This window comes from Pseudomonas sp. p99-361 (assembly GCF_003935475.1).
GTDB classification, from domain to species: Bacteria; Pseudomonadota; Gammaproteobacteria; order Pseudomonadales; family Pseudomonadaceae; genus Aquipseudomonas; species Aquipseudomonas juntendi.
Genome location: NZ_RHQO01000120.1, coordinates 1 through 6,919, shown reverse-complemented (window position 1 = coordinate 6,919; position 6,919 = coordinate 1). Strand labels below are relative to the sequence as shown.

6 protein-coding genes are annotated in these 6,919 nt (G+C 65.6%); 2 read left to right on the top strand and 4 right to left on the bottom strand.

What is annotated here, in order from left to right; all coding sequences use genetic code 11:
• The first annotated feature begins 234 nt into the window (after positions 1-234).
• Positions 235-699, top strand: a complete 465-nt coding sequence (locus EGJ22_RS25400) for a hypothetical protein (protein ID WP_029888004.1) — start codon at positions 235-237, stop codon at positions 697-699.
• A gap of 52 nt (positions 700-751) precedes the next feature.
• A complete protein-coding gene (locus EGJ22_RS25395; protein ID WP_009685807.1) occupies positions 752-1,564 on the top strand; it encodes an SDR family oxidoreductase in 813 nt (270 codons plus the stop codon).
• Positions 1,565-1,694: 130 nt separating this feature from the next.
• Here EGJ22_RS25395 and EGJ22_RS25390 read toward each other — a convergent pair whose 3' ends face one another.
• The 4 genes from EGJ22_RS25390 to EGJ22_RS25375 form a co-directional block, all read right to left on the bottom strand.
• The gene (locus EGJ22_RS25390) at positions 1,695-2,489 is read right to left on the bottom strand and encodes an SDR family NAD(P)-dependent oxidoreductase (RefSeq protein WP_029888003.1); all 795 of its coding nucleotides are present in this window, start codon (positions 2,487-2,489) and stop codon (positions 1,695-1,697) included.
• A gap of 153 nt (positions 2,490-2,642) precedes the next feature.
• Positions 2,643-4,094: an efflux transporter outer membrane subunit gene (locus tag EGJ22_RS25385; protein WP_029888002.1), complete on the bottom strand. Its 1,452-nt coding sequence runs from the start codon at positions 4,092-4,094 to the stop codon at positions 2,643-2,645.
• A complete protein-coding gene (locus EGJ22_RS25380; RefSeq protein ID WP_029888001.1) occupies positions 4,091-5,152 on the bottom strand; it encodes an HlyD family secretion protein in 1,062 nt (353 codons plus the stop codon). Before EGJ22_RS25380 ends, EGJ22_RS25385 begins: the two co-directional genes overlap by 4 nt.
• Before the next feature lie 28 nt (positions 5,153-5,180).
• Positions 5,181-6,722 (bottom strand): MFS transporter, encoded by a 1,542-nt coding sequence (locus EGJ22_RS25375; protein WP_029888000.1) that lies wholly within the window; start codon positions 6,720-6,722, stop codon positions 5,181-5,183.
• Between the last annotated feature and the right edge of the window lie 197 nt (positions 6,723-6,919).

Here is a 6,919-nt window from a genome sequence, read left to right as displayed (position 1 = left end):
GCGTTACTGGCCCGAAACAAACGTAGGAGCGAGCGCAGCTCGCGATTGCGCCGCGCGGGCGGCGCTCGATCTCACAGCCGCTGCATATCTTGTGACAAACACCTATCCGCCCTGATGCGATCCCTGCAGGAGCTGGCTTGCCGGCGATAGGAGGGCGAAGCCCTCCCGCTTTTGAGCCCTCCCTCATTTAAGGCTACGATGGTCAGACCCGCACAACCAAGGTCTGCAAGGCTCATGATCATCGGTGCCGTCCTTATCCTCACCTGGCTGGTGCTGCTGTTGCGCTACCCGGCCAAGGCCCTGCCCATTTCCCTGGCCGCCGTGTGCGGCCTGGGCCTGGTGGCCCTGTTTGTTGCCTGGCAGGACACCCGCGAAGCCTCGCAACTGGCCCGCCTGGACCTGCGCCTGCGCTACGCCCCAGACCAGTGCCCCGCCGACCGAACCCTGCAGGTGCACATGAAGAACGGCAACCCGGTACCGCTCACCGAACTGCGTTGGCGCGTAGCCGCCTATGCACCGGGCGATACCGTGAACCTCGCCGAAAATACCTACAACGCGCCGCGCTACCGTGGCCCTGGCGAACTGCAGCCGGGGGCCGAGTGGATAGACTGCTTGCCCTTGCCGCCCCTGCGTTCCGGTTACCGACCACAAACCCTGGAGTTTCGGGCTGAGCACCTGCAAGGTACATTTGCCAATTGATTCATTGCCAGTACCGGCGACACACCCCTCACCTTGATCAAAGGCCCCCACCATGCCCACCGTCCTGATCACCGGTTGTTCCAGCGGCATCGGCCGCGCCCTGGCCGACGCCTTCCGCGATGCTGGCCACCACGTCTGGGCCACCGCCCGCAAGCCTGAGGATGTCGAGCAACTGAGTGCCGCCGGCTACACCGCCCGGCAACTGGACGTGAACGACAGCGAGGCCCTTACCCGCTTGGCCGAGGAACTGGACAGCCTCGATATCCTGATCAACAACGCCGGCTACGGCGCCATGGGCCCATTGCTCGATGGCGGTGTGGACGCACTGCGCCAGCAATTCGAGACCAACGTCTTCGCGGTGATCGGCGTGACCCGCGCACTGTTCCCTCTGCTGCGCCGCTCCCGGGGCCTGGTGGTCAATATCGGCAGTGTTTCCGGCGTGCTGGTTACCCCATTCGCTGGCGCTTACTGCGCGTCGAAAGCGGCCGTGCATGCCCTGAGCGACGCCCTGCGCCTGGAGCTGGCCCCGTTCGGCGTGCGCGTGCTGGAAGTGCAGCCGGGGGCGATTGCCTCCCAGTTCGCCAGCAACGCCCAGCGCCAGGCCGAGCAGGTACTGGCGTCGGATTCGGCGTGGTGGCCGTTGCGTGAACAGGTGCAGGCACGGGCGCGGGCTTCGCAGGACAAGCCGACTTCGGCGGCGGTGTTTGCCAAGGGCGTGCTGGCGGCAGTGAGCAGGTCACCGGTACCGGCTGTGGTGCGCTTGGGCAATGGCAGTACGGCGTTGCCGTTGATGGCTCGGTTGCTGCCGCGGCGTTTGCTGGATTGGGCGTTGCGCAAGCGCTTTGGCCTGCTGCGACCGCTTTGATTCTTTGCTTGCCTGTGCTGGCCTCTTCGCGGGCTTGCCCGCTCCCACAGGTATTGCACCCGCTTCGGAATCACACTACTCCTGTGGGAGCGGGCAAGCCCGCGAAGAGGCCGGTACAGGCAGTAGACAATCAGGCAATGGACCGCAGCACCCCGCCGTCCACCCGCAACGCCGCCCCGGTGGTAGCACTGGCCTGCAGCGATGCCAGATACACCACCATGTTGGCCACCTCTTCCACTGTCGCCAGCCGCTTGATCAGCGAACTGGGCCGGTGCTCTGCCAGGAAGCTGGTTTCCAGTTCAGCAGTCGTCACCCCCTGCTCCTTGGCCAGCTTGGCGAAGAAGTCACCCACGCCTTCAGAGCGCGTCGGCCCAGGCAACACGGCATTCACCGTTACCCCGGTGCCCGCCAGGGTCTCGGCCAGCCCTCGTGACACCGCCAACAGCGCGGTCTTGGTCATGCCGTAGTGAATCATCTCGGTCGGGATCTGCAGCGCCGACTCACTGGACAGGAACACCACCCGCCCCCATTTGCGCTCGGCCATGCCTTGGGCATAGTGGCGCGACAGGCGCACCGCGCTAAGCACGTTGACGTCAAAGAAACGCTGCCAGTCTTCGTCTTCGATCTCGAAGAACGGCTTGGGCTCGAAGATGCCCAGGTTGTTGACCAGGATGTCGGTATGCGGCACCTGGTCGAACAGCTTTTGCGCACCTTCCTGGGTGCCGAGGTCGGCAGCGATGCCGATGATGCGCGCTTGTGGCAGGCGTTCGCGCACGGCTTTAAGCGCTTCGTCGACGCGGGATTGGGTGCGGCCGTTGAGGACCACTTCAGCGCCGGCTTCGGCCAGACCTATGGCGATGGCCAGGCCAATGCCGGCGGTGGAACCGCTGACGATCGCGCGTTTGCCGTTCAGGGAAATGTGCATCTTTGCCTCCTCATCTGTCTGGGAAATCGCCGGGGCTGCTTTGCAGCCCTTCGCGGGCAAGCCCGCTCCTACAGGTATTGCGCTGTACCTGAGACCTGCGCTGTACTTGTGGGAGCTGGCTTGCCGGCGATGGGCCGCAAAGCGGCCCCGCCTTCAAGCTTTCTTCACCGGTTGCTGATCAAACGCCTGCCAGCCACCCCCCAAGGCCTTGTACAGCGCCACCAGCGCCTGCGACACCGCCGCCGAGCTGTCGATCCACTGTTCCTCGCTGGCCAGCAAGGCACTCTGCACCGTCAGCACGTTGAGAAAATCCACCGCCCCTTCCACGTACTGGCGCTGGGCGGTTTCCAAGGCGATGCGGTTCTGCCGCACGGCCTCGGCCAGGTGATCACGGCGCAACTGACTGGCGTTGTACAGGCGTAGCACATCGTCAATCTCATGCCAGGCCCCCAGCACCACCTTGCGATAATTAATCGCCGCTTCCTGCTGCTGCGCCTCGCGCAACTCCAGGGTGCCCTTGAGTCGGCCGCCCTCGAAGATCGGCAATGAAAGCTGTGGCCCAAAGGCAAACCGGCGCGCGTCCCAGGCACCGAAATCGGACAACTGCATGGCCTGGAAGCCGACACTGCCAGACAGCCGGATGCTCGGGTAGAAGTCGGCCTTGGCCACGCCGATGCTGGCGGTGGCAGCGTGCAGGCGAGCCTCGGCCTGGCGGATGTCCGGCCGGCGCTCGGCCAGCTCGGACGGCAAGCCTATGGCGAACTTCTGCCGCGGCGCAGGCAGTTCGCCGCCCTGTAGCAACTGGGCCTGCAGGCTGCGCGGGGGGTCGGCGGCGAGCAGGCTGAGGGCGTTGATCAGGTCATCGCGCCGGGCTTCGAGGCTGGGCAGACGCGACTCGATGGACGCCACCTGGGCACTGGCCTGGGCTACGTCGAGGCGGGTAGCGACGCCTTCGGCCTGGCGGCTTTCCGACAGCTTAAGGCTGTGCTGGGCGACCTTGAGGTTGTCGCGAGTGACATCGATGGTGTGCTGCACCGCACGCAACTGGATGTAGTTGCCGGCAGTTTCCGACAGTAATGCCAACAGCACCCCGCGGCGGTCGTTCTCCGCCACTTCGACCGTGGCATCGGCCGCCTCGACCTGGCGCCGCACGCGGCCCCACAGGTCCAGCTCCCAACCCGCTACCAAGTCGCCCTGCCAGAGGTTGAAGGCTTGCTTGCCCGCCTTGCCAGACGGGTCGCTCAGGCCTTCGGCGCTGTTGCGGGCACGGCTGTAGCCGGCAGCAACATCCACCGCCGGCATTTCATCGGCGGCCACGGTGCTGCGCAAGGCCCGGCTTTGTACCAGCCGGGCACTGGCCATCTGCAAGTCGAGGTTGCGCTCGGCAACGCGCTGGATCAATGCGCTGAGCTGGGCATCGTGGAAACTTTCCCACCAGCGCAGCTCCAGCGGTTCGGCCTGCGGCTGGCTGGCCGCCGCCTCACCTTGCAGCGGCGCCCATTGTTGCGGTGCCTGGCTGTCGGGGCGCAGGAAGTCCGGGCCCATGCTGCAGCCAGCCATCAGGACGGCCAGCAGTAATGGGCTCACGCGTAATGCCGCTTTCATCGTGCGCTGACCTCTTTGCCGTTCAGCTTGTCGCCACGGGTATCGATGGTCGCTTCCACCGACATGCCCACGCGCAAGCGGGCGAGCAGCGGCTGGCCATCATCGAAAACGATCTTCACCGGAATGCGCTGCACCACCTTGGTGAAGTTGCCGGTGGCGTTGTCCGGCTTCACGGCGGCGAAGGTCACGCCGGTGGCCGGGGCGATACTTTCCACATGGCCTTGCAGCTTCTCGCCGGAGAAGGTGTCGACGCTGATGCTCACCGGCTGGCCCGGCTGCACGTGGGTCAGCTGGGTCTCCTGGAAGTTGCCGACCACATAGGCCTGTTGCAACGGCACAACCGACAGCAGGCGAGCGCCCGGGTTGACGTAGGCGCCGACCCGCAGCGCGCGCTCGCCGACCATGCCGTCCACCGGCGCGGTGATGCGTGTGTAGGACAGGTCAAGCTGGGCTTTTTCCAGGCCCGCTTCGGCGCGTTTGAGCTGGCCATCGGCACTGGCTACCTGGGCGGTAAGGATGTCCACTTGCTTGCGCGCCGCCACCAGCGCTGCTTGGGAATTGGCCAGCCGCGCGCGGGCCTGGTCGACCCTGCTGCGTGCCTGCTGGGCATTCTGCACGGTACCGGCGCCCTGCTCGGCCAGGCGGCTGTAGCGGTTGACCTCATGGTCGGCGAACGCCGCTTCGGCCTGGGCCGCTTTCACCGCAGCTTCGGCCTGGGCAATCAGCGCGGCCTGGCGTTCGAGGGTGGCGCGGGCATCGGCGCTTTGCGCCTTGGCCACCAGCAATTGCGCCTGCGCCGCATCCAGCGCGGCCTGGTAGTCACGGGCATCGATGGTCGCCAATAGCTGGCCTGCCGTGACCTGTTGGTTGTCCTCTACCAGCACCTCCTTGATGAAGCCGGCGACCTTGGGCGCCACCACGGTGTAGTCGGCGCTCACGTAGGCATCATTGGTGCTCTGGCGGTGGTCGCTGCCGAACATCCAGGGGCCGACGATGCCAGCCAGGACAGCCACGGCGAGCACCGAGCCGATAAACAGGGTTTTGCGGTTGTTGGTCATTTCAGTGTTTCTCGAATTCGTCCAGGTATCAGGCCACGGCACGCGGCGGGTAGACCCGGGTAGGCACCAAAGGAATCAGGCAGATAAGGGCCACGGCAATACCGGCCAGCACCAGGTACAGGTCGGCCGAGGTCAACACCAGCGCCTGCTCGTGCAAGCGGGCGGCCAGGCCAGCGGCGTTGCCGTCCACCAGCGGGGCGTTGCCCAGGCTGTCCACCAGATGGTTGGAATGAAAGTGCCGCCGCAGCGTACCCAGGGCATCGAGCAAGCCACCGGCGACCACCGCAGCCAGGCCTTTGACGGTGTTGAACCAGCTGGAGGCGAACGGGCCTTCCTGCGGGGTCATGCCGTTGGTGGACAGCATCAGCAGCGGCAGCACCGCCATCGGCTGGCCGAACACCTGCAGCAGGTAGAAGGGGTAGAAGTCGCCACGGATCCATTCGCTGGTCAGCAGGCTGCTGCCAACACAGGACACCGCCAGCATCGCCAGGCCGATGCCCAGCACCCAGCGGCAGTCCACCGCGCGGATGTTGCACAGCGCTGCGGTCAACGGCAGGGCGATCAACTGCGGCATGGCCACCAGCATCAGCAACGGGCTGGTCTGCGCCGGCCGGTAGCCCTGGATCTGCGCCAGGTAGGCCGACGGAATGCTGCCGACACCCGACAGCACGACCAGCACGCCGGCCAAGGTCACCAAGGCGAAACTCAGGTTGCGCCGCGACAGCATGCGCAACTGGAAGAACGGTAGCGGCTCGGACCATTCGTTGAACATGAACAGCATCAGCAACAGCAGCCCACCCCCGAGCAGCCAGCAGATCAGCGGCGAGTCGAACCAGCCCCAGCGGTCCCCCAGCGACAAGCCCAGGACGATACTGCTGATGGCCGGCAGGCCAAGCACCACGCCACGCCAGTCGAACTGCCTGAAACGCTCCAGGCGCAGCGGGTCCTGCGGCAGGCCCCAGCCCACACAACACATGGCCAGTGCCGACGGCAGAATGATCTGCCAGAACGCCCATTGCCAGCCCACGTATTCAGTCCACAACCCGGCCAGCGGGGTGCCGAGGTTGGGGCCGAACGTGGCGGTCAGGGCGTAACAGGCCAGGCCGTATACTTTGATGCCCGGCGGTAGGAAACGCAGGGCCACGCTCATCAGCATCGGTGGCAAGGCGCCGGCGGCAAAGCCCTGCAGCACGCGCAGCAGCATCAGGCTGTGCAGGTTGGGGGCGAACGGCTGCAGCAAGCCGAGCACGGCGAACAGGCCAATGGCGCTCAGGGTGAAGCGCCGCAGCGAGAAGGTGGTGGCCAGCCACGGCGCAAAGGCCATGGCCGAGACCGAAGCGGCGCTGTACACCGCCAGCAGCCAGGCACCTTCGTCGGCCCCGATGCCCATGGCGCCGCGGATATCGGCCAGGGAAATCTTGGTCACCGACTCGTTGAGGCCCGCACACAACACGGCCAGCAATACACCGAACAGCCCGACCACCACCTGCAGGCCGAACGCCGTCTGCGCAGGCGCAGCCGGCGCGGGGGCGCCGACGATGGCAGCAGACGGGGCGGACAGGGGACTCATGCAACGACATCTCCAGCAACAAATTTGCGACTGGAGCAAGTCTAAGAAGGTCGAATGCTGACGAAAACTGACTTCTCGGTAGGTTTATGTTGCGTCAGACGCAATCCACTTTTTTGCAGATCTGGCCCTATCGCCGGCAAGCCAGCTCCCACAGGGATCGCCTTAGGGCTGACAGGTGTTTGCCACAAGGTATGGCA